Here is a 773-nt window from a genome sequence, read left to right as displayed (position 1 = left end):
TAACTGACATATTGGTTCTCCCTGGAAAAACCCTTGGATGCACCTGGCCGGGGTTGGTTCGCCGGGGCTTACCCTTTTTGCTGCTGAAGCCATACCTGCAGGCCCTGACTGTTCAGGTTGATATCAAACCCGAGCGCATCCTGCAGTTCATCCTCCGACAGGGCGACACCATGGTCGCGAGCCTTGGCAAACAGATAGTCCTGCATGGCAGATTCCAATCGCGGCAACAACGTAGCCTCATCACCGGGAGCGGCTTTTTCCGCCAGCGCCACGTAATCATCCACCATGGCCAGCAAGCGTTCGCCAGGCTCCCGGGGAGCGTCCAGGGCGCCATAGTGAGTCAGAAACATGCGTTCGGGGTTCAGAGCCAGCAGCTTGCGAATCGATGCTTTCAGCGCCTCAGGATCAAACTGTACCGGGGTCGTCGTGGGTAAAATAAAAGGACCTTTTTCGGTCATCAATGGAGGATAAGACAACCCAAAGGTGTCACCCGTAAAGATGCCGGCGGAGAGCGAGTCATACACACAGAAATGGTGGCGGGCATGACCCGGAGTATCGTAAAAATCCAGGCGACGATCGCCCACCAACACATGGTCGCCCTCATGCATTTCTCGCACACGCTGCGCGTCCACAGGAATAATATCGCCGTAGACTTTCGCGAAGGCCTCTTCACCGTATACCGCCGTCGCGCCCGCCTTGAGCTTGGAGGGATCAATCATGTGCCGGGCACCACGGGGGTGGATCAGCAAGGTGGCCGCTGGCAATGCCTGCAT

General features: G+C 57.2%; 1 protein-coding gene. It reads right to left on the bottom strand.

Going from position 1 to position 773, the window contains the following annotated elements:
• Positions 1-68 precede the first annotated feature (68 nt).
• The coding region (locus A3730_RS01140; RefSeq protein WP_063537301.1) for an MBL fold metallo-hydrolase at positions 69-773 on the bottom strand (705 nt) is incomplete at its 5' end.

It is taken from the genome of Alcanivorax sp. HI0044 (genome assembly GCF_001634945.1).
This window is presented reverse-complemented; position numbering and strand designations above follow the sequence as displayed.